Origin of the sequence: Vibrio sp. S/42/10 (genome assembly GCF_029890535.1) — a bacterium.
GTDB classification, from domain to species: Bacteria; Pseudomonadota; Gammaproteobacteria; order Enterobacterales; family Vibrionaceae; genus Vibrio; species Vibrio cyclitrophicus.
In genome coordinates this window covers 114,586-132,502 of record NZ_JAKMZC010000008.1, presented here as the reverse complement: position 1 = coordinate 132,502, position 17,917 = coordinate 114,586, and the positions used below count along the sequence as shown (strand labels likewise).

Genomic DNA, 17,917 nt, shown 5'->3' with positions numbered 1-17,917 from the left:
TGCGTGTGTTTCCTATCTTATTATTACTATTTATCTTCGTACCGATCATTGAGATTGGACTATTTATTCAAGTTGGTGGCTTCTTAGGGTTGTGGCCAACGATTGCGTTGGTTCTGATCACTGCATTTGTCGGTGCATCACTTGTTCGTAGCCAAGGCATTCAAACATTAATGTCTGTTCAAGGCCGATTACAACAAGGCGAAATGCCAGCTCAACAGATTCTTGAAGGCGTGATGCTTGCGGTTGCAGGCGTATTGCTGCTGACTCCGGGCTTTATGACGGATGCACTTGGTATGTTGGTATTGCTGCCTGCACCAAGAGCGATGATTGCTAAGAAAATGATGGAAAAAATGGTGGTTACCAATATGTCTGGTGGTTTCCAAGCAGGTGGACAAGGTGGTTTTGGGCAGAGCCCATTTGGACAAGACCCATTCAATCGAGATCCATCTGATCAATCAAAAGACGGCAACACCTTTGAGGGTGAGTTTGAAAAGAAAGACGACGACAACGATCGTAACCGACTAAACTAATCCGTTTTCTCTCTTCTTTATATAGAGGGAAAAACAGAAAAGGCTCTTACCTTTATCTTTCACATGAAAGCGATAATGGTAAGAGCCTTTTTTATTGCGTGTCGCTTGTTGTTACTTACTGTTTATTATTGATAACAGATAACAGATAACAGATAACAGATAACAGATAACAGATAACAAATAAGTTTGAGCGCTCAGTTATACCGCGCCTTCGAAACCCATTTGACGCCATGCTTCAAAAGCAATGATTGCCACAGCATTAGATAGGTTTAGGCTGCGCGCATCTGGCATCATTGGAATACGAATGCGTTGTTCCATTGGCATGCTTTCGATGAGCTCAGCAGGTAGGCCGCGTGTCTCAGGGCCAAACATCAATACATCACCTTGTTGGAATTTAGCATCAACGTGGTGGCCTGTGGTTTTTGTGGTACATGCGAAGATACGGAAGTCACCTTCACGTTCATTCTCTAAGTACTCAAGAAAGGCTTCTAGATTCTTGTGGCGTTTTACTCGCGCTAGGTCGTGGTAGTCCAAACCGGCACGGCGTACTTTCTTCTCTTCAAAGTCAAAACCAAGCGGTTCAATTAGGTGTAGGTTCGCGCCACAGTTAGCAGATAGGCGGATGATGTTACCCGTATTGGGTGCAATTTCTGGTTCGTATAGAGCGATATCAAACATGTTGGTTCACAAGAATAATCAAAGATAGCCAGAGTATACGGTGGCAAGCAGAGTGAGTACAGTTCGCCACCGTCACCATTTGCTTAAGCTTGGTTCGCTAGTGCTTGTGCGTAGTTTTCAGATACCGCATTCCAATTCACCACGTTCCACCATGCATTGATGTAATCAGGGCGACGGTTTTGGTAGCTGATGTAGTAGGCGTGCTCCCAAACGTCGAGCGCAAGAACCGGTTCTCCGTTACTGGCAATGGTATCCATCCATGGGTTGTCTTGATTCGAGGTCGAGACGATGTTCAGCTGTCCTTTTTCCACCACCAACCAAGCAAAGCCTGAACCAAAGGTATTGATTGCCGCTTGAGCAAACTGGTCTTGGAAGGTTTTGAAATCTCCGAATGTACTTTTGATCGCTTCACCTAGTTCGCCCGTAGGTTCACCCCCACCGTCTTGCGACATGCAGTTCCAATACAAGATGTGATTGTAGTAACCGCCACCATTGTTACGAACGGCTGGACTGTGCTGAGAGATGTTAGCGAAAATCTCGGTGAGAGACTGGTGCTCAAGCTCGCTACCAGAAACCGCAGTAATAAACTTATCGTAATAGGTTCGATGGTGTTTGCTGTAATGCACTTCCATTGTTTTTGCATCAATGTAAGGTTCTAGGGCATCGTAAGCGTAGGGTAGATCTGGGAAAGAGTGTGACATGGTAAATCCTCCTTAATTAGAGGATTTACCATAATGATAATAACTATCATTATCAACTGCGATCTTTGTAGGGGTATTACGCTGGTAGGATTGGCAGAGTGATCTCTAGTTGTAATCCACCTAGTTTACTGCGGCTTGCTGTGATCGAACCACTGTGTTGACGAATCGCACTTTCTGTAATGGTTAACCCCAATCCTGTTCCGCCTGAGTTTCGATCTCTTGCCGTTGAAACACGATAGAAAGGTCGGAAAATTGAATCTAATTCGTCATCAGGAACGCCTTCACCGTTGTCATTCACGCAAATCGTCAGTTGGTCTTGTTGAACACTAAATTGAACATCAACTTGGTCTCTACCATAGTAAATGGCATTGCGAGTAATATTGTCGAGCGCGCTCATCAATAACTTCGGATTACCCGAGATAGAACGATTAGGAATTTTTGAAAACCTCATCTGCTTGCCCATTTGCTCTGCTTCAAACTCTGCGTCTTTTAGGATCTCTTCCCACAGGCTCGATAAGGGTTGCACTTCACGTGTGATGTGACTATCGACCTGCATACGAGACAAAGTTAAAAGTTCACTGATCATCTGTTCTAAACGCTGCGCTTCAGTATCGATACGCTCTAGCTCTTGGCTGTCGCCTTGCTTACGAATGGCGAGTGCATTCGCCATGCGTAATCGAGTGAGTGGAGAACGTAATTCATGAGATATATCAGACAATAAACGTTGCTGCCCTGAAATCATCTGGTTTACTGCTTCGACCATCTGGTTAAAGCTCTCACCGGCTTGTCTGAATTCTGATGTGCCTTTTTCCAGTTGAGGGTCAACCTCAAATTGACCTTTAGCAACGCGTTGTGCAGCAAGTTCTAGCCTTCGTGCTGGTTGACTTAGCGCCCAAGCTAACCAAAGCAGCAGCGGGGTACTCGCCAGCATCACGGCAAGTAATAACTGTAATGGTTTATCAAACAGTCGCAGTAAAAATGGTGGTGGCTGATCCCATTTAACTCCGATGTACATCATCAGGTCTTCACCGGCGAGTGAAACTGGGATTGGGCCTGCCACCATGTAATGCCCATACAGCTTTTGTTTTGGCACTTCAGGGTTATCAATCGTAGTCACGAAATTGCGAATTGCTTTCACTTTGTAATCTGAATGCTTTTTAGTCGTTAGTACTGAGCCTTCAAGGTCAGTCAAATACATCCGAGGGCGTGTGTCTTTTCTGCTGCGGGTTGGGCCTTCCAGTTGGAAGACAATCTTGCCTAAGTTGTCTTCTTTGGCGAATCGCTTCTCTGTACTTTTCGCAATGCGTTCTAATTTCTTGAGGTGCTCGACTGGTACATCGCGAGCAACTCGAGGATCTAAGTGTGGCAGTGATAGCACCGACAAAAGCACCAGTAACATGGTGAACCAAAAGATAGCAAAGATACGTCCATATAAGCTGGTGATTTTAGGTATACGCATTAATCCTCCTCTACTAACAAGTAGCCACGACCTCGTAAGGTTTTAATGCGAGATTTCCCGTCGCTGCGTTCTGGGATCTTCTTGCGCAGGTTAGATATGTGCATATCAATCGCACGGTCAAACGCCGCTAGCCTTTTACCTAACACGTCTAAACTCAATGCTTCTTTGGTGATCACTTGTCCAGGGTTCTGGATTAGGTGACTCAAGAGAGCGAACTCGGTAGTGGTGAGATCGATAATCTGACCATTGCAATAAGCTTCTTGTTTGCCAGGGAATACTTCAATGTCTTGGTATTGAACCCTATCACCGGCCGCTTTAGGCACTGTGTTGGTTTGCGTACGACGCAAGATGGCACGAATACGAGCGAGCAGCTCTCGATCACTGAAGGGCTTTGGCAAGTAATCATCCGCACCAAGTTCAAGGCCAATAACACGATCTATTTCTTCGCCTTTCGCTGTCAGCATTAGTACCGGCGTTTCCCAATTTTCTCTCAGCTTTTTTAGCGTTTCCATGCCATTAAGGCGCGGCATCATCACATCCAAAAGGACCAGATCAATCTCATCATTGATCGCTTCAAGCCCGGCATAGCCATCATTGGCTTCGGAGACAGTGAAGCCCTCAAAGCTCAAAATGTCTTTAAGTAAGCTGGTTAACTCTGTGTCGTCATCAATAAGAAGAATGTTCGCCATTGGGAAGCCTTAATCATTTAGTTAGGTTAATAATACTGCTAATTATTCGTCAACTTTCACTCTTTACGATTCTTTACGCTTTCTAAACGTCACTTTACGAGGGAAAGACTAATCTATATTCAAGCGCTGAGAAACAGACGCAACACATGACTTATTATACCGAATTGAGGCAACAATTATGAAAATGACTAAGAAACTTGTACTAGCAGCTGCGGCACTTCCACTTATTTTTGGTACAGCAAGCGCGTATGCTTACGGTGGTGGTGATAAAAGTGACCACAAAGGTATGCACGACAAGTGTGGCGGTTTCGATAAAAAAGTAATGCGCCAACTAGACCTAACCGACGCTCAAAAAGAACAGTTAAAAGAGATGCGTGAAGCAGACCGTGCTGAGATGAAAGCAAAGCGCGGTGCAAACAAAACGGCAAAAATGGCGCAAATGAAAGCGCATCACGAAAAGGTTCAAGCTCTAGTATTGGCCGACAACTTCGATGAAGCCGCTGCAAACGATCTAGCAAGCCAAATGGTTGCTAAGCAAACTGAACGTCGTGTCGCAATGCTGAAGAAACAACACGACATGATGAGCGTTCTGACAGCAGAGCAAAAAACTCAATTGAAAGAGATCCAACAAGAGCGTATGAGTAAGTGCGCTGACAAAATGGAAAAACGCATGAACAAAGACAAATAGTCTTTCATCTAATCTGGTGTTTAATCCCCAGAATAATGTGAAAAAGCGGCCGTGTGCCGCTTTTTTTGATCCCTTAAAATGAATCTCTTACATCATGTCTGTCATATTCAATTGATTGTTTGCAGGTTATACTTTGTGCTATCAGTCATTTTATAGCCAAATTATGAAACAAGAATACGCACGTTTAGTTACGCTCGCCGCTTGGGCAGCCACTACCATCGCCACAATTTTATTGATCGTGAAGGTCGCAGCATGGTGGGTGACCGGCTCTGTGAGTCTGTTGGCTTCCGTGGTTGATTCCTTGTTAGATATTGCGGCGTCAGTCGTGAACCTAATCGTCGTTCGATACTCTCTCCAGCCTGCCGATAAAGAACATACTTTTGGTCATGGCAAAGCTGAATCTCTTGCAGCACTAGCACAAGCGATGTTTATTTCCGGCTCCGCTTGTTTCCTTATACTTAATGGTATTGAACGCTTCTTTAGGCCTCACGAACTGAACTCTCCTGAAATTGGTATCTACGTCAGCTTATTCGCGATGGTGATGACTTTTGGTTTGGTTCGATTCCAAAAACATGTCGTGAAAAAAACCGGTAGCCAGGCTATTGCGGCGGACTCACTGCATTATCAATCGGATCTCTATATGAATGCGGCCATTATGCTGGCATTGGCGTTGAGCTGGTTTGGTATTGGGCAAGCGGACTCGGTATTCGCGATTGGTATCGGTATCTACATTCTTTACAGCGCTTATCAAATGGCAAATGAAGCGATTCAGTCATTGCTTGATAGAAAGCTACCGGATGAAGAGCTTAAACAGATTAAAGAGACGTCGTTGAGTATCGAAGGTGTATTGGGTGTGCATCAATTACGAACGCGTCGTTCGGGCCCAATTCGCTTTATTCAATTGCATTTGGAGCTTGAAGATAATATCCCACTTATTGAAGCGCATCGCATTTCTGACGAAGTAGAAGACAAGCTTATCTCTGTTTTTCCTGATGCTGATGTATTAATTCATCAAGATCCGTATTCGGTGGTATTTGGCCCAGAGAAACAGCAGAAGTTTCATTCTTGGTAATGAGTGATAAAGCTGAGAGCAAATGGTAAGTGGCCGGCTTTTGAACTAGAGTGAGTAAAAATTACTAACTCAAAGGTGATTCAAAAATCACCTTAGTAACAATTAATGTTGATTCTGATGTGAATCAACAAAGTTACTGAGTAAAACTGTAATACTCTTACAGAAGTAGAAATGTTACATAATTTTACGCGATTTGAGTGCTATTCCTGTTGAGGAAATGTAACATAACGCACAAATATAGATTTAAAATCTTGTTGATATACAATCAGCAAGAATAAGAATTGAATAATAGATTCCCAAAAATCGAGGGTGAGCATGATTAAGAAGATCGGTGTTTTGACCAGTGGTGGTGACGCTCCAGGCATGAACGCAGCAGTTCGCGGTGTAGTTCGTACAGCGCTATCAGTTGGCATTGAAGTTTACGGTATTTACGATGGCTACCAAGGCCTTGTTGAAGACCGTATCGAAAAGCTTGACCGTTCAAGCGTATCTGACGTGATCAACCGTGGTGGTACGTTCTTAGGTTCTGCACGTTTCCCTGAGTTTAAAGATGTTGCTGTTCGTGAGAAAGGCATTGAGAACCTTAAAAAGCACGGTATCGAAGCACTTGTTGTTATCGGTGGTGACGGCTCTTACATGGGCGCTAAGAAACTGACTGAGATGGGTTACCCATGTATCGGTCTTCCAGGTACTATCGACAACGATATCGCAGGTACTGATTACACAATCGGTTACCTAACAGCGCTTAACACTGTTATCGACTCAATTGACCGTCTACGTGACACGTCTTCTTCTCACCAACGTATTTCTATTGTTGAAATCATGGGCCGTCACTGTGGTGACCTTACGCTTATGTCAGCAATTGCAGGTGGTTGTGAATACATCATCACTCCTGAGACTGGCTTAGATAAAGATCAGCTGATCAGCAATATCCAAGATGGTATTGCGAAAGGTAAGAAGCACGCAATCATCGCTCTAACAGAGCTTATGATGGACGCGAACGAACTTGCGAAAGAGATCGAAGCTTCAACAGGTCGTGAAACTCGTGCAACGGTTCTTGGTCACATCCAACGTGGTGGTCGCCCGACTGCATTTGACCGTGTACTGGCTTCTCGCATGGGTAACTACGCAGTTCACCTTCTTCAAGAAGGCCACGGTGGTCGTTGTGTTGGTATTGAGAAAGAAGCGCTTGTTCACCACGACATCATCGACTGTATCGAGAACATGCAGAACCCAGACCGTTCTGAGCTATTCCGCGTTGCAGAAGAGTTGTTCTAAGCAACGCTTAGCGTTCGCTTAAAATATTAACAACCGCTGATTTATCAGCGGTTTTTTTGTGCCTGTTGTTTGAGGCTTTAGAACTGACAGGTAATAAAAAAGGCCAACCTAAGTTGACCTTTCATTCAATCTAAACGGTGACGTTTAAATTAAGCTTTTGCTTCAGCTGCTGCTTTAGCGATAGCTGCGAAGCTTTTCGCGTCTAGCGCTGCGCCGCCAACTAGAGCACCGTCGATGTCTGGTTGTGCGAAGTAAGCTGCTGCGTTTTCTGGTTTAACAGAACCGCCGTATTGGATAACAACTTTCTTAGCAACGTCTTCAGATTTCTCTGCGATGTGTGCACGGATTTGAGCGTGGATGCGTTGTGCATCTTCAGCTGTCGCTGCTTTACCAGTACCGATAGCCCAGATTGGTTCGTAAGCGATGATAGCGCCTTCAAGAGCTTCAACACCTTGAGTGTTGATAACAGCGTCAAGTTGACGAGCACATACTGCAACAGTTTCGCCTGCTTCGTTTTGTGCTTCAGATTCACCGATACAAAGAACTGGAGTTAGGCCGTTCTCTTTTAGGAATGCGAATTTCTTAGCAACGAATTCATCTGATTCGTTGTGGTATTCACGACGCTCAGAGTGACCGATGATGATGTGAGATGCGCCGAACTCTTTAAGCATTGCTGGAGACATGTCGCCAGTGAATGCACCGCTGTTGTTTAGGTCAGAGTTTTGAGCACCTAGGATGATTGCGCTGCCCGCTTCAGTAAGCGTACGTTCTGCAAGATCAACGAAAAGTGCTGGTGGAGCAACTGCTACGTCTACGCCTGTTACGCCTTCAAGTTCAGCGTTAAGACCGTTTAGTAGATCAACAACCATTTCTTTGCTGCCGTTTAGTTTCCAGTTACCCATAACTACAGGATGACGCATAGGAATATCTCCAAAGTATTTAAATAAATCGAATGTAAAAAAGTAAACTTTATTACGAAATAATATAACAGATTAATATCAACAGATCATGACTGTGGTCATGACTTTCTTGGATCTTACTCAATGGTCAGAGTAGATTCTGAGCAAATATCAGTGATCCGGCAGACAGAATAATAGCTAACTTCTCGGATTTTTCATCGTTAGTTGCTATTAAGGGACAAACGATTGCGTTAACAATAAGGAAGTAACAATGCCGAACCTAGTTCTAGAGTACTCAAATTCAGTGGATGAGCGTGTGAATATCCAAGGTTTACTAGAAGATCTTCATCAAGTTACATTAAACTGTGGTTTGTTTGATGTTCCTTCTGTGAAGTCTCGTTCACTGCGCTGTCATAACTGGCTAGTCGGTGATGAAGAAGATAATGTGGACTTTGTTCATATTAGCTTTGAGTTACTTTCAGGGCGTACCGAAGAGCAAAAAAGAGAATTGTCCCGTCTGTTAATGCAAACCTTACAAAAACAGGCAAGCCATATCCGAAGCCTAACGGTCAACATACGAGATATGGATAAAAGTTGCTTTCAGAAAGTGATTAATTAGCTAAAAATAATCAACGATCTAAAAGTGATTAACCAACTATTTGCTGCTAACTTTTGGTAGCGTATTAATTTTTGAGTATTTTAAGATGTCGATGAAAGATTTACTGCTCTCTTTCAAAGGGAGAATTGGTCGTAAGACTTACTGGATTTGGAATGTTTTCTACTATGTAGCGATTACTGGTTTTGCTTCCGGTATTTCTGTTCTGTTCCCTGCATATTCCTATATCCTGCTACCAATCTTCCTACTGTTGCTGGTTATCCCAGATCTTGCAATTACCGCTAAACGCTGGCACGACCGCAATAAGTCGAACTACTGGTTGCTGTTGAACGTGCCACTGGTGCTTGGGCGTTTGGCTTCGCCAATGGTCGCAACGACAACAGAGTCGGTATCGCCAGTTCACATGGCAGCAACGGTTGCAGCATTAGTATGTGGTTTATGGATTTTGATTGAATGTGGATTGCTCAAGGGAACTGAAGGCCGTAATGATTACGGTGACGACCCAGTGTAAAGATTGAATGATTGAGAAATAAGAAGGGAGCATTGTGCTCCCTTTTTTTGTTTTTGGTCTCTAATATCTTGCTACTGATGCTTGGGCGTTTGAGTAACGATTTTTTAATACATTTTCGGTTCTGTGTTCGGCCTAAAAGGAACCACATTTTCAGATTCAGGCTCTTCAAAACTACAGCGGCCTTGAAGCGCATCTTGAAATTTACAGACCTGACAGCGTAGCTCTTGCATCAGTACAACATTAGCATGGTGTGGATTCTTGCAACGGCTGACCACTAAGTCGAGGTGACTTTGTTGGGCTCGAAGTCGATCTTGCATCACCTCAGAGGCAGAACAAATCATTTGTTCACACATATCATGTTTGAATTGATTAAATGCTTCAGGATCACTTTTCGCTAGTTGGACGAGTTCGTCAAAGGGGGGCAGTTTTTGATCCGACTGTGGATATGCCATATTTCTTTCCTTAGCGTTAAGCATGTTTCATATGCTTTAAGCTTAAGAAATAAATTAGTACAAATTTTAATCAATTTGTATTTTCTCAATCTTGAGACAAGATCAATGACTTGGCGTCAGCCTGCTGGACTTAGACTTAGACTTAGACTTGGACTTGGTATTGATACAGAGGCTACGTTAAAAGTGCTGGTGTTAAAGTATAAGTACAGCGTCGCTCACCAGCGATAATGTGTTCAGTGCGGCTTACATGACACTCACCTTTGAGTAACTCAGTAAATACATTGAGCTCAGATTGACAGAGGCTTGGACAGCGAGTCGCTGCTTTACAGATAGGACAGTGATTTTCGATCAAGATATAGTTATCACCTTGTTCTTGAAGTTCTGCCATGTAGCCTTCTTCTTCGCGAAGTTGGGTGAGTTTTTCAAGTTTACTGATCAGATTATTACAGTCGGATAGAGCGGCTTGATATTGCTTAAGAGTGTGCTGTTCACGTTCAGCTGCAACTTTAGCTAAGCCTTCTTTGCCAAATAGGTTTTCGACAGCGTCAATCACCTGAATGGTGAGTTCACCGTGTCGGTCTGAGAATTGACTATGCCCTTGCTGAGTCAGAGACCAGTGGCGGGTAGGGCGTCCCACTTTTACTTTTACGTCATGAAACGCAAGAATACCGTCATCTTCCAAACTTTGCAGGTGCTGTCTTGCACCCATTGTCGTCATGCCAAATTCTTCTGACAATTGTTTCGCGGTTACCGCGCCTTGACGCTTAATGGTTTGTAAGATTTTGTCGCTCGTTTTCATACTATCCCTACCTCATGAACCTTACTATTATGGGGCAAGGTGTTTATAAAGCAAACCATTTACTATATTGATAACCATTTATTATATTGATAACCATTTATTATATTGATAACCATTTACTATATTGATTGTAAATGGTGCCATTCTCGTAGGACATAAAACAAAAGGCTGATACTTGGTATCAGCCTTCGAATGTTTTGTTTAACCGAGCTTAGGTTTACAGGATATGACCCACTACTTCTGGGTCTTTACGCTCTAGATAGTGGATAGACTTGATACGACGGATCGTACGGCAGCGACCACGGATAAGCAGTGTTTCTGTGGTTGCGATATTACCTTTGCGAGAAATACCTTCTAGTAAGTCACCCTTAGTGATACCTGTTGCTGAGAATACAACGTTGTCGCTGCGCGCCATGTCTTCCATTTTTAACACGATGCCCGCTGTTACGCCCATTTCAGCACAACGTTCTAGTTCAATTTCGCCGTGTTTACGGTTTTCTTCTGTGTCGCCTTTGACTTCATGACGAGGGAGAAGACGGCCGTGCATGTCGCCGTCTAGTGCGCGAATAACCGCAGCAGAAACCACACCTTCAGGTGCACCGCCGATGCAGTACATGACGTCTACTTCGCTATCTGGCATACACGTTAGGATTGAAGCAGCAACATCACCATCAGGCACTGCAAATACACGGACGCCCATTGCTTGCATGTCAGCGATGATTTGATCGTGACGAGGTTTAGCAAGCGTGGTTACTACTAGAGTATCGAGTGTTTTACCTAATGCTTTAGCGATGTTTTCGAGGTTCTCGGTCAATGGAAGCTCTAGGTCAATCACGCCTTTAGCGCCAGGGCCTACTACCAATTTTTCCATGTACATATCAGGCGCTTTAAGGAAGCTGCCTTTTTCGCCTGCAGCAAGTACTGCCAATGCATTTGATTGACCCATTGCTGTCATGCGTGTCCCTTCAATTGGGTCAACTGCGATGTCGACAGCGTCGCCGCCTACACCTACGTTTTCGCCGATGTATAGCATGGGTGCATCATCGATTTCACCTTCGCCGATAACAATCTCACCGCTAATTTCGGTTTTGTTTAATAGGCTACGCATTACTTCTACAGCAGCGCCATCTGCAGCGTTTTTATCGCCACGGCCAAGCCACTTGTAACCAGCTAGTGCTGCACCTTCTGTGACACGAGAGAATGACATTGCTAAATCGCGTTTCATGCGGACTCCAAAATTTTCAAAGGGGGAATAGAAATTTCGCGGCGAATTTTACCATATCCAAAAGGAAACGTTTGCCTTTTTGTTTTTTGGGGATTGCTCTTGATCAATTTGCGGTCGAAAACCGGTAATATTCATCAAAATAATCAGTCTGTTGTTGCGTTGGTAATAGTTCACGTCAATATTCGGTAAAAAGCGCTGTTTTTTTCATCGAATGGCGCAAAATATCGAATATATTGAGTGTTTATCCTTGCTCTGCTGAGTAGAATGGGGAAATAAGTGGAGTGAACCTTCACCATCAAACGAATAACTTAAAGGTAGGCCAGAATGTCTTTTGAAGTACTAGAGCAGCTAGAAGCAAAAATTCAAACAGCAGTAGATACAATTGCACTTCTTCAAATGGAAGTGGAAGAGCTTAAAGAAGAGAAACAAGCACTAGCAACTGAAGCTAGTGAGCTTAAAGCAAGTCGTCATGAGCTAGAGCAAAAAACTCAGCAAATGCAGGAAGAGCATTCTGCATGGCAAGATCGTATCCGTAACCTTCTTGGTAAAATGGATGACGTAGAATAATTGACTCTTCGGATTTAAAAAAACGCCCGCTACTGATTAGCGGGCGTTTTTGTTTGTGTTCTAATGCTTCGTACTCTTATGCTTTGTTTTATTATTCAAAGCTGAGTTACTCGACCTCTTCTTCTTCAACATCCAGATCAAGTTCTACATCCAGAGGCTCTGCAGAAAGGATGATGCCGGTGTTGTCTGCGTAGAGGTAATCTTCCGGTAAGAAGGTCACGCTACCAAAGTTAACCGGTACATCAATCTCACCTACTCCACCTTGGCTTGCGCCGACAGGTATAGAGGCTAGGGCTTGAATACCTAGGTTCATATCTTCAAGCTCATCGACTTCACGCACACAGCCGTAAACCACAATACCTTCCCACTCATTGTCTTCGGCAAGTAGGGCTATCTCCGCATCGATCAGCGCTTTACGTAGTGAGCCGCCACCATCGATTAACAACACTCGTCCCAAGCCATCTTGCTCTAATACGGAGCGAATCAAAGCGTTGTCTTCAAAACACTTTAATGTCGTGATCTGTCCGGCGAAGGATGCTCGTCCACCGAAGTTGCTGAACATTGGCTCCACGACATCCACTTGATCCAGATATATGTCGCACAGTGCTGAAGTGTTGTATTCCATTTGCGTACCTTTTGAACAATGAGCTTAGTTTGAGTATATCGGTGCTTGATCCCTTTGCAATGATTAGTCTCAATTAACTCAGTAGAGTTTGAGCTACGACAACCCCTGCAAACAATAGGTTAGTGACCAGTGAGCATTTCACAATGACAGGCATCATCGGCGCTATTTGTGCTGGCTTCTCTGTTTCCCACACGGCCTTGCCATGCTTATAGACAATAATAATGCTGAGTAAAAACGGTAGACTGATCCAGACTAGTTTTTCTTGAATGAGTAGGTACAGAGCGAAAGACGCGAGAGCCAATCCAAGAAGTGCAAAGTGGTATTGCTTAGCTTTGCGTTGTCCTAGACGAACGGCCATGGTGCGTTTCCCGCATTCACTGTCGTTTTCGATATCACGCATGTTATTGATATTGAGTACCGCAACCGCCATCAGTCCGCAGCCTAACGCTGGAAGAAATAGACTTGGTTCAACATGACCAGTGTGTAAGAAGTAAGTACCAGAAACACCTAACAAACCAAAGAAGATAAAGACAGATAAGTCCCCTAGGCCAATATATCCATAGGGTTTGTTGCCTACGGTATATGCGATAGCCGCGACAATCGCTAATACGCCGAGTGCGATGAAAGACAGAATGCTTTCAATTGATGTCAGCGCATGGAAAATCAGAATGAGCCCTGCGATAACGGTAAACACGATATTGAGGATGATCGCTTGCTTCATGGTTGTTGCCGTCACCGCGCCAGATTGCATTGCGCGTGTTGGTCCTAGACGATTTTCGTTGTCGGTGCCTTTAGCCGCATCGCCATAGTCATTCGCTAGGTTCGATAAAATTTGTAAGAGTGTGGCGGTTAAAAAAGCCAGTAGTGCTATCGATAAAGAAAAGTGATCGCTGGAGAACGCTAAACTACTTCCTGTAAGAATAGAGACGAGTGCGAGAGGCAGAGTTTTCGGTCGTGCGGCATCAAGCCAAATCAGTAGAGATTGTTTCATCGTAGGTCTATTTCTTTGTAAGTCTTCGTTTCAAACTGTGATTTGAGTATACGCCCATTCTTCAAGTAATAAAAAGCCCACTCGAAAGTGGGCCTTGAATTCGCTTATTAGCTGCTATTTCTTTGAGATAGAGCAATAAGTTGGAGTTTCGTGTGCTACAGGATGAAGCGGCTTAGGTCTTCGTCTTCAACGAATTCACCGAGCTTCGACGTTACGTAAGCTTCATCAATGACGAGTTTGCTGCCGGCTTTTTCTGTTGCGTCGAATGAAATCTCATCCATTAGGCGTTCCATAACAGTATGTAGGCGACGCGCACCGATATTCTCCGTGGTTTCGTTAACACGCCATGCCGCGTCAGCAATCTGATTAATGCCATCTTCAGTGAACTCAATGCTCACATCTTCTGTTTTCATCAGGGCAATGTATTGCTCTGTTAAAGATGCTTTTGGCTCAGTAAGAATTCGTTTGAAGTCATGTGCAGAAAGCGCTTCAAGTTCTACACGGATTGGTAGACGACCTTGCAGCTCAGGGATCAGATCAGATGGCTTAGCCACTTGGAATGCGCCTGATGTGATAAACAAGATGTGATCAGTTTTAACCATGCCGTGTTTCGTTGATACTGTGCTGCCTTCGATAAGAGGCAGTAGGTCACGTTGAACACCTTCGCGAGATACGTCTGGGCCTGAGCTGTCACCACGTTTACAGATTTTGTCGATCTCATCGATGAACACGATACCGTTGTTTTCAGCGTTGAAGATCGCGTTCTCTTTTAGCTCTTCCTGGTTCACAAGCTTCGCAGCTTCTTCTTCTGTCAGTGCTTTGAATGCGTCTTTGATTTTCATCTTACGCTTTTTCTTGGTGTCGCCAGCGAGATTTTGGAACATGCCTTGTAGCTGGTTAGTCATCTCTTCCATACCTGGAGGTGACATGATTTCAACACCCATTTGCGGTGCCGCTACATCAACTTCGATCTCTTTGTCGTCTAGCTTACCTTCGCGCAGTTTTTTACGGAAAATCTGACGAGTGTTTGAAGAGGTTGTGTCTTCAGTTGATTGCTCATTCTGACCCCAAGCATCACGAGCTGGTGGTAGAAGGGCATCAAGAATGCGTTCTTCAGCTTGTTCTTCAGCGCGGTATTGTACTTTTTCCATCGCTTGTTGGTGCGTCATCTTGATCGCAACGTCCGTTAGATCACGGATGATGGTTTCAACTTCTTTACCAACGTAACCCACTTCGGTGAACTTAGTCGCTTCTACCTTGATGAAAGGCGCGTTTGCTAATTTCGCTAGGCGGCGAGCGATTTCAGTTTTACCTACACCCGTTGGGCCAATCATTAGGATGTTCTTTGGTGATACTTCAACACGCAGGCTTTCTTCAAGCTGCATACGACGCCAGCGGTTACGCAGGGCAATAGCAACTGAACGCTTAGCGTTGTCTTGGCCGATAATGTGGCGATTGAGTTCGTGAACAATTTCGCGAGGAGTCATCTCAGACATGGTTTTTCCTTAATTCTTTAATCACTGTTGAATACAACGTTATTGATGGAAGCGGTCGTTACTCTGGCTTTGGCAGCTCAACGGTGCTTTCTAGTTCTTCAATAGTGTGGTGATGGTTGGTGAAGACACAGATATCGCCGGCAATGTTCAGCGACTTTTCTGCGATTTCACGCGCATCTAAATCAGTATTTTCTAATAGTGCAGTAGCTGCTGCTTGAGCGAAGTTACCGCCCGAACCGATCGCAATCAGATCATTCTCAGGTTGAACTACGTCACCGTTACCAGTGATGATCAGTGAAGCGGTCTCATCCGCTACTGCAAGCAATGCTTCTAACTTACGTAGAGCACGGTCGCTACGCCAATCCTTCGCTAGCTCAACGGCAGCTTTGGTCAGGTGGCCTTGGTGCATTTGTAGCTTGCTTTCAAATTTTTCGAATAGCGTGAAAGCATCAGCGGTACCGCCAGCAAAACCTGCCAGTACTTTGTTGTTGTATAGGCGACGTACTTTACGGGCATTGCCCTTCATTACAGTATTGCCTAGAGATACTTGTCCATCACCCGCGATGACGACTTTATTATTACGACGTACAGATACAATGGTAGTCACGAGTAGGGCCTCTTAATATTTCTTATCTTTGGGTATAAAAAGTATATGAGGATGGCACTCGGATAATTCAAGGAACCACGAGTGATGTCGTGCAACTTATCGACGGAAGTTGTAAGGAAAGTTGGAGAAAGGGAGCGAATAAAAGAAAACCTCCACAATGGGAGGCCTTCAGTGTTTGGTTTTTTCTGCTTCTGCTAAATCTGTAACTACTCGGTATCTTTCCAAATAGCACAAGGTTCTATTTTCGCTCGTTGCAGCTTATGGCGATCTCGCTCAGCGTCGCGCTTCAACTTGTATGGTCCAAGAACCACACGATACCAACTGCTGCCATCTTTCTTGCGGATTTCGCTTGAGATACCTTGGAAGGCAATATCTAACTTACGAGCTTCAGCTTGTGACGAGGTTTTGTAAGCACCACACTGCATCACGTAAGGGATTTTTGAGATCTGTTGCTCTTTTGCTTTGACTTCAATTTCGCGGCTTGGCAGCGTTTCGACATAATCCCATTTCTCTTCAGGAGGTGGTGGAATCATTTTCGCAGGTTTTGGCTTAGGTTTTGGTTTGGTTACCACAGGAGCGGGAGTTGGCGGCTCAGGATCATTACTCAGTAAGTAAAGTCCATAACCAAAACCACCGGCAAGGAGGATCGCCAAAAGACCACTGCGCCAAGGCTTACGGCGAGGGGCTTGTTTTTTAGTCGTTTTTTTTGTGCCACGACCGCGCTTTACATAATCTCTATTAGCCACAAGACAATTCAATAGTTGATGATTCTGCTCTCATGGTAATCCAGATTGCGCGAGGATAATAGTGCAGAAATGGAAGCGGCACGTCAAAATGTACCGCCACTTTGTATAGGTATTTTGTGCTATTAAATTCGCGGTGGTGCAGTACTGCCTCGAACCACGAGTTTAGCTTCAAGCAGACGTGAACCAGCTTGAACATCGTTACCTTTAAGGAGATCAAGCATCATTAGCATGGCTTGACGTCCAATCTCGTAACGAGGCTGAGAAATTGTTGTCAGTGGTGGATCGCAGTATTGAGCGAATTGGATGTCATCAAAGCCAACAATTGATAAATCTTGAGGGACGCGTAAACCTAGCTTCTTCGCTTCTTGAATCGCACCAATCGCCATTGCATCGTTATGACAGAAAATAGCAGTAGGTTGCTCGGGCAGAGCTAGAAGTTGACGAACCGCTTGAGCACCAGCTTCAAAGGTAAAGTCACCGACCGTGCTATAAGCTGGGTTCATTGATACACCCGCACGGCGCAATGCTTGTTGGTAGCCTTGTTGGCGGAATTTACACAGTGTCGCTGATATTGGGCCAGATATTTGAGCGATACGCTTATGACCTAATTGGGCTAGGTAGTTAACCGCTTCAAATGCAGAGGTTAAGTTATCGATGTGTACTGTCGGTAATTCGAGCTCAGGGGCGAATTCACATGCCATCACCATCGGCGGTAAATTCTTTTGTTCAGGCTTGCTGACATCAAACGGATGGTCAGTGCCAAGCAGCAGCATACCGTCAGCTTGCTTGGTGAAAACCAAGTTAACAAAAGAAGACTCGCGCTTCTTTTGCTGGCCGCTATCACCCAGTAGAACAAGGTAATCATTTTCTACTGCGGCGTCTTCGATACCACGAATGATTTCAGCAAAATAAGGGTCACAGATATCAGGAACGATAGTGATGATGGTTTTTGATTCGTTGCGACGTAAGTTTCTAGCTAATGTGTTGGGTGAGTATCCAGCTTCTAGCACTGCCGCTTCGACTCGCTTACGAGTAGAAACAGAGACTTTTTCAGGGTTCATCAATGCACGTGATACCGTTGCTGTTGAGACGCCTGCTAGCTGGGCAACATCCTTCATTGTCGCCATAAATTAAACCCTCTTGTAAGTTCCTTTGCTGCCTAAGTATCTAAGGCATGAATAATAAATTTAATCGAATAGATATTGTGAAAGTGTTGCTAACACTTTTTTTATTGCAATATTTTATTCGTTTAATCTGTGTAAAGTTACGGCTAGATTAACAAAAATCA

The 17,917-nt window shown here is 44.3% G+C and carries 21 protein-coding genes; 7 read left to right on the top strand and 14 right to left on the bottom strand.

Annotated features, from left to right (window positions below):
- The first annotated feature begins 5 nt into the window (after nucleotides 1-5).
- Nucleotides 6-530, top strand: a complete 525-nt coding sequence (locus tag L8S15_RS11195; RefSeq protein ID WP_010435390.1) for an FxsA family protein — start codon at nucleotides 6-8, stop codon at nucleotides 528-530.
- A gap of 198 nt (nucleotides 531-728) precedes the next feature.
- Here L8S15_RS11195 and L8S15_RS11190 read toward each other — a convergent pair whose 3' ends face one another.
- The 4 genes from L8S15_RS11190 to L8S15_RS11175 form a co-directional block, all read right to left on the bottom strand.
- Nucleotides 729-1,208: a tRNA (cytidine(34)-2'-O)-methyltransferase gene (locus L8S15_RS11190; protein WP_010435387.1), complete on the bottom strand. Its 480-nt coding sequence runs from the start codon at nucleotides 1,206-1,208 to the stop codon at nucleotides 729-731.
- Between the two features lie 83 nt (nucleotides 1,209-1,291).
- Nucleotides 1,292-1,909: a superoxide dismutase gene (locus L8S15_RS11185; RefSeq protein WP_016767973.1), complete on the bottom strand. Its 618-nt coding sequence runs from the start codon at nucleotides 1,907-1,909 to the stop codon at nucleotides 1,292-1,294.
- Between the two features lie 76 nt (nucleotides 1,910-1,985).
- Complete coding sequence (gene cpxA / locus L8S15_RS11180; RefSeq protein WP_010435382.1) at nucleotides 1,986-3,368, bottom strand: envelope stress sensor histidine kinase CpxA; 1,383 nt, start codon at nucleotides 3,366-3,368, stop codon at nucleotides 1,986-1,988.
- Nucleotides 3,368-4,057 (bottom strand): response regulator, encoded by a 690-nt coding sequence (locus L8S15_RS11175; protein WP_102364358.1) that lies wholly within the window; start codon nucleotides 4,055-4,057, stop codon nucleotides 3,368-3,370. The genes cpxA and L8S15_RS11175 overlap by 1 nt, the downstream gene beginning before the upstream one ends.
- Nucleotides 4,058-4,235: 178 nt before the next feature.
- Here L8S15_RS11175 and L8S15_RS11170 point away from each other — a divergent pair, with 178 nt between their 5' ends.
- The 3 genes from L8S15_RS11170 to pfkA all read left to right on the top strand — a co-directional run bounded on the left by L8S15_RS11170 (nucleotide 4,236) and on the right by pfkA (nucleotide 7,095).
- On the top strand, nucleotides 4,236-4,745 hold the full coding sequence (locus L8S15_RS11170; protein ID WP_016787687.1) for a CpxP family protein: 510 nt from the start codon (nucleotides 4,236-4,238) through the stop codon (nucleotides 4,743-4,745).
- 163 nt (nucleotides 4,746-4,908) lie between these two features.
- Nucleotides 4,909-5,817: a CDF family cation-efflux transporter FieF gene (gene fieF / locus L8S15_RS11165; protein WP_016767974.1), complete on the top strand. Its 909-nt coding sequence runs from the start codon at nucleotides 4,909-4,911 to the stop codon at nucleotides 5,815-5,817.
- A 315-nt stretch (nucleotides 5,818-6,132) separates the two neighbouring features.
- Nucleotides 6,133-7,095 (top strand): 6-phosphofructokinase, encoded by a 963-nt coding sequence (gene pfkA, locus L8S15_RS11160; RefSeq protein WP_004729705.1) that lies wholly within the window; start codon nucleotides 6,133-6,135, stop codon nucleotides 7,093-7,095.
- 149 nt (nucleotides 7,096-7,244) lie between these two features.
- Here pfkA and tpiA read toward each other — a convergent pair whose 3' ends face one another.
- Complete coding sequence (gene tpiA, locus L8S15_RS11155) at nucleotides 7,245-8,015, bottom strand: triose-phosphate isomerase (protein ID WP_010435373.1); 771 nt, start codon at nucleotides 8,013-8,015, stop codon at nucleotides 7,245-7,247.
- 250 nt (nucleotides 8,016-8,265) lie between these two features.
- On the opposite strand from tpiA, the gene L8S15_RS11150 reads away from it, so the two are divergent.
- Both L8S15_RS11150 and L8S15_RS11145 read left to right on the top strand, forming a co-directional pair.
- On the top strand, nucleotides 8,266-8,613 hold the full coding sequence (locus L8S15_RS11150; RefSeq protein ID WP_010435372.1) for a 5-carboxymethyl-2-hydroxymuconate Delta-isomerase: 348 nt from the start codon (nucleotides 8,266-8,268) through the stop codon (nucleotides 8,611-8,613).
- Nucleotides 8,614-8,698: 85 nt separating this feature from the next.
- Nucleotides 8,699-9,121, top strand: coding sequence for a DUF805 domain-containing protein (locus tag L8S15_RS11145; protein WP_010435371.1), 423 nt, complete (start codon nucleotides 8,699-8,701; stop codon nucleotides 9,119-9,121).
- Between the two features lie 104 nt (nucleotides 9,122-9,225).
- On the opposite strand, the gene L8S15_RS11140 is transcribed toward L8S15_RS11145, so the two are convergent.
- The 3 genes from L8S15_RS11140 to glpX all read right to left on the bottom strand — a co-directional run bounded on the left by L8S15_RS11140 (nucleotide 9,226) and on the right by glpX (nucleotide 11,597).
- Nucleotides 9,226-9,573 (bottom strand): DUF3135 domain-containing protein, encoded by a 348-nt coding sequence (locus tag L8S15_RS11140; RefSeq protein WP_010435369.1) that lies wholly within the window; start codon nucleotides 9,571-9,573, stop codon nucleotides 9,226-9,228.
- A 172-nt stretch (nucleotides 9,574-9,745) separates the two neighbouring features.
- Nucleotides 9,746-10,372, bottom strand: coding sequence for a metalloregulator ArsR/SmtB family transcription factor (locus L8S15_RS11135; RefSeq protein ID WP_010435367.1), 627 nt, complete (start codon nucleotides 10,370-10,372; stop codon nucleotides 9,746-9,748).
- A gap of 217 nt (nucleotides 10,373-10,589) precedes the next feature.
- On the bottom strand, nucleotides 10,590-11,597 hold the full coding sequence (gene glpX / locus L8S15_RS11130) for a class II fructose-bisphosphatase (protein ID WP_010435365.1): 1,008 nt from the start codon (nucleotides 11,595-11,597) through the stop codon (nucleotides 10,590-10,592).
- Nucleotides 11,598-11,921: 324 nt separating this feature from the next.
- On the opposite strand from glpX, the gene zapB reads away from it, so the two are divergent.
- The gene (gene zapB, locus L8S15_RS11125; protein WP_010435362.1) at nucleotides 11,922-12,164 is read left to right on the top strand and encodes a cell division protein ZapB; all 243 of its coding nucleotides are present in this window, start codon (nucleotides 11,922-11,924) and stop codon (nucleotides 12,162-12,164) included.
- 106 nt (nucleotides 12,165-12,270) lie between these two features.
- On the opposite strand, the gene rraA is transcribed toward zapB, so the two are convergent.
- From rraA to cytR, 6 genes are all read right to left on the bottom strand, one after another.
- Entirely contained in the window at nucleotides 12,271-12,789 is a 519-nt protein-coding gene (gene rraA / locus L8S15_RS11120; protein WP_010435359.1) for a ribonuclease E activity regulator RraA, read from the bottom strand.
- A gap of 73 nt (nucleotides 12,790-12,862) precedes the next feature.
- Entirely contained in the window at nucleotides 12,863-13,780 is a 918-nt protein-coding gene (locus tag L8S15_RS11115) for a 1,4-dihydroxy-2-naphthoate polyprenyltransferase (protein WP_102291990.1), read from the bottom strand.
- 155 nt (nucleotides 13,781-13,935) lie between these two features.
- Nucleotides 13,936-15,276 carry an HslU--HslV peptidase ATPase subunit gene (gene hslU / locus L8S15_RS11110; RefSeq protein WP_016767976.1) on the bottom strand — a complete coding sequence of 447 codons (1,341 nt, stop codon included), beginning with the start codon at nucleotides 15,274-15,276 and terminating at the stop codon, nucleotides 13,936-13,938.
- Nucleotides 15,277-15,334: 58 nt separating this feature from the next.
- Nucleotides 15,335-15,883: an ATP-dependent protease subunit HslV gene (gene hslV / locus L8S15_RS11105; protein ID WP_004729692.1), complete on the bottom strand. Its 549-nt coding sequence runs from the start codon at nucleotides 15,881-15,883 to the stop codon at nucleotides 15,335-15,337.
- 206 nt (nucleotides 15,884-16,089) lie between these two features.
- Nucleotides 16,090-16,629, bottom strand: coding sequence for an SPOR domain-containing protein (locus L8S15_RS11100; protein ID WP_010435351.1), 540 nt, complete (start codon nucleotides 16,627-16,629; stop codon nucleotides 16,090-16,092).
- A 122-nt stretch (nucleotides 16,630-16,751) separates the two neighbouring features.
- Nucleotides 16,752-17,756 (bottom strand): DNA-binding transcriptional regulator CytR, encoded by a 1,005-nt coding sequence (gene cytR / locus L8S15_RS11095; protein ID WP_010435348.1) that lies wholly within the window; start codon nucleotides 17,754-17,756, stop codon nucleotides 16,752-16,754.
- Nucleotides 17,757-17,917 lie beyond the last annotated feature (161 nt).

What these genes read in the sequence shown, in the direction of transcription:
- L8S15_RS11115 (WP_102291990.1), bottom strand. Translation starts at nt 13,780, where the DNA reads ATGAAACAATCTCTACTGATTTGGCTTGATGCCGCACGACCGAAAACT.
- L8S15_RS11135 (WP_010435367.1), bottom strand. Translation starts at nt 10,372, where the DNA reads ATGAAAACGAGCGACAAAATCTTACAAACCATTAAGCGTCAAGGCGCG.
- zapB (WP_010435362.1), top strand. Translation starts at nt 11,922, where the DNA reads ATGTCTTTTGAAGTACTAGAGCAGCTAGAAGCAAAAATTCAAACAGCA.
- L8S15_RS11145 (WP_010435371.1), top strand. Translation starts at nt 8,699, where the DNA reads ATGTCGATGAAAGATTTACTGCTCTCTTTCAAAGGGAGAATTGGTCGT.
- L8S15_RS11175 (WP_102364358.1), bottom strand. Translation starts at nt 4,057, where the DNA reads ATGGCGAACATTCTTCTTATTGATGACGACACAGAGTTAACCAGCTTA.
- glpX (WP_010435365.1), bottom strand. Translation starts at nt 11,597, where the DNA reads ATGAAACGCGATTTAGCAATGTCATTCTCTCGTGTCACAGAAGGTGCA.
- cytR (WP_010435348.1), bottom strand. Translation starts at nt 17,756, where the DNA reads ATGGCGACAATGAAGGATGTTGCCCAGCTAGCAGGCGTCTCAACAGCA.
- hslU (WP_016767976.1), bottom strand. Translation starts at nt 15,276, where the DNA reads ATGTCTGAGATGACTCCTCGCGAAATTGTTCACGAACTCAATCGCCAC.
- fieF (WP_016767974.1), top strand. Translation starts at nt 4,909, where the DNA reads ATGAAACAAGAATACGCACGTTTAGTTACGCTCGCCGCTTGGGCAGCC.
- rraA (WP_010435359.1), bottom strand. Translation starts at nt 12,789, where the DNA reads ATGGAATACAACACTTCAGCACTGTGCGACATATATCTGGATCAAGTG.
- cpxA (WP_010435382.1), bottom strand. Translation starts at nt 3,368, where the DNA reads ATGCGTATACCTAAAATCACCAGCTTATATGGACGTATCTTTGCTATC.
- L8S15_RS11190 (WP_010435387.1), bottom strand. Translation starts at nt 1,208, where the DNA reads ATGTTTGATATCGCTCTATACGAACCAGAAATTGCACCCAATACGGGT.
- L8S15_RS11140 (WP_010435369.1), bottom strand. Translation starts at nt 9,573, where the DNA reads ATGGCATATCCACAGTCGGATCAAAAACTGCCCCCCTTTGACGAACTC.
- tpiA (WP_010435373.1), bottom strand. Translation starts at nt 8,015, where the DNA reads ATGCGTCATCCTGTAGTTATGGGTAACTGGAAACTAAACGGCAGCAAA.
- L8S15_RS11185 (WP_016767973.1), bottom strand. Translation starts at nt 1,909, where the DNA reads ATGTCACACTCTTTCCCAGATCTACCCTACGCTTACGATGCCCTAGAA.
- pfkA (WP_004729705.1), top strand. Translation starts at nt 6,133, where the DNA reads ATGATTAAGAAGATCGGTGTTTTGACCAGTGGTGGTGACGCTCCAGGC.
- L8S15_RS11170 (WP_016787687.1), top strand. Translation starts at nt 4,236, where the DNA reads ATGAAAATGACTAAGAAACTTGTACTAGCAGCTGCGGCACTTCCACTT.
- L8S15_RS11150 (WP_010435372.1), top strand. Translation starts at nt 8,266, where the DNA reads ATGCCGAACCTAGTTCTAGAGTACTCAAATTCAGTGGATGAGCGTGTG.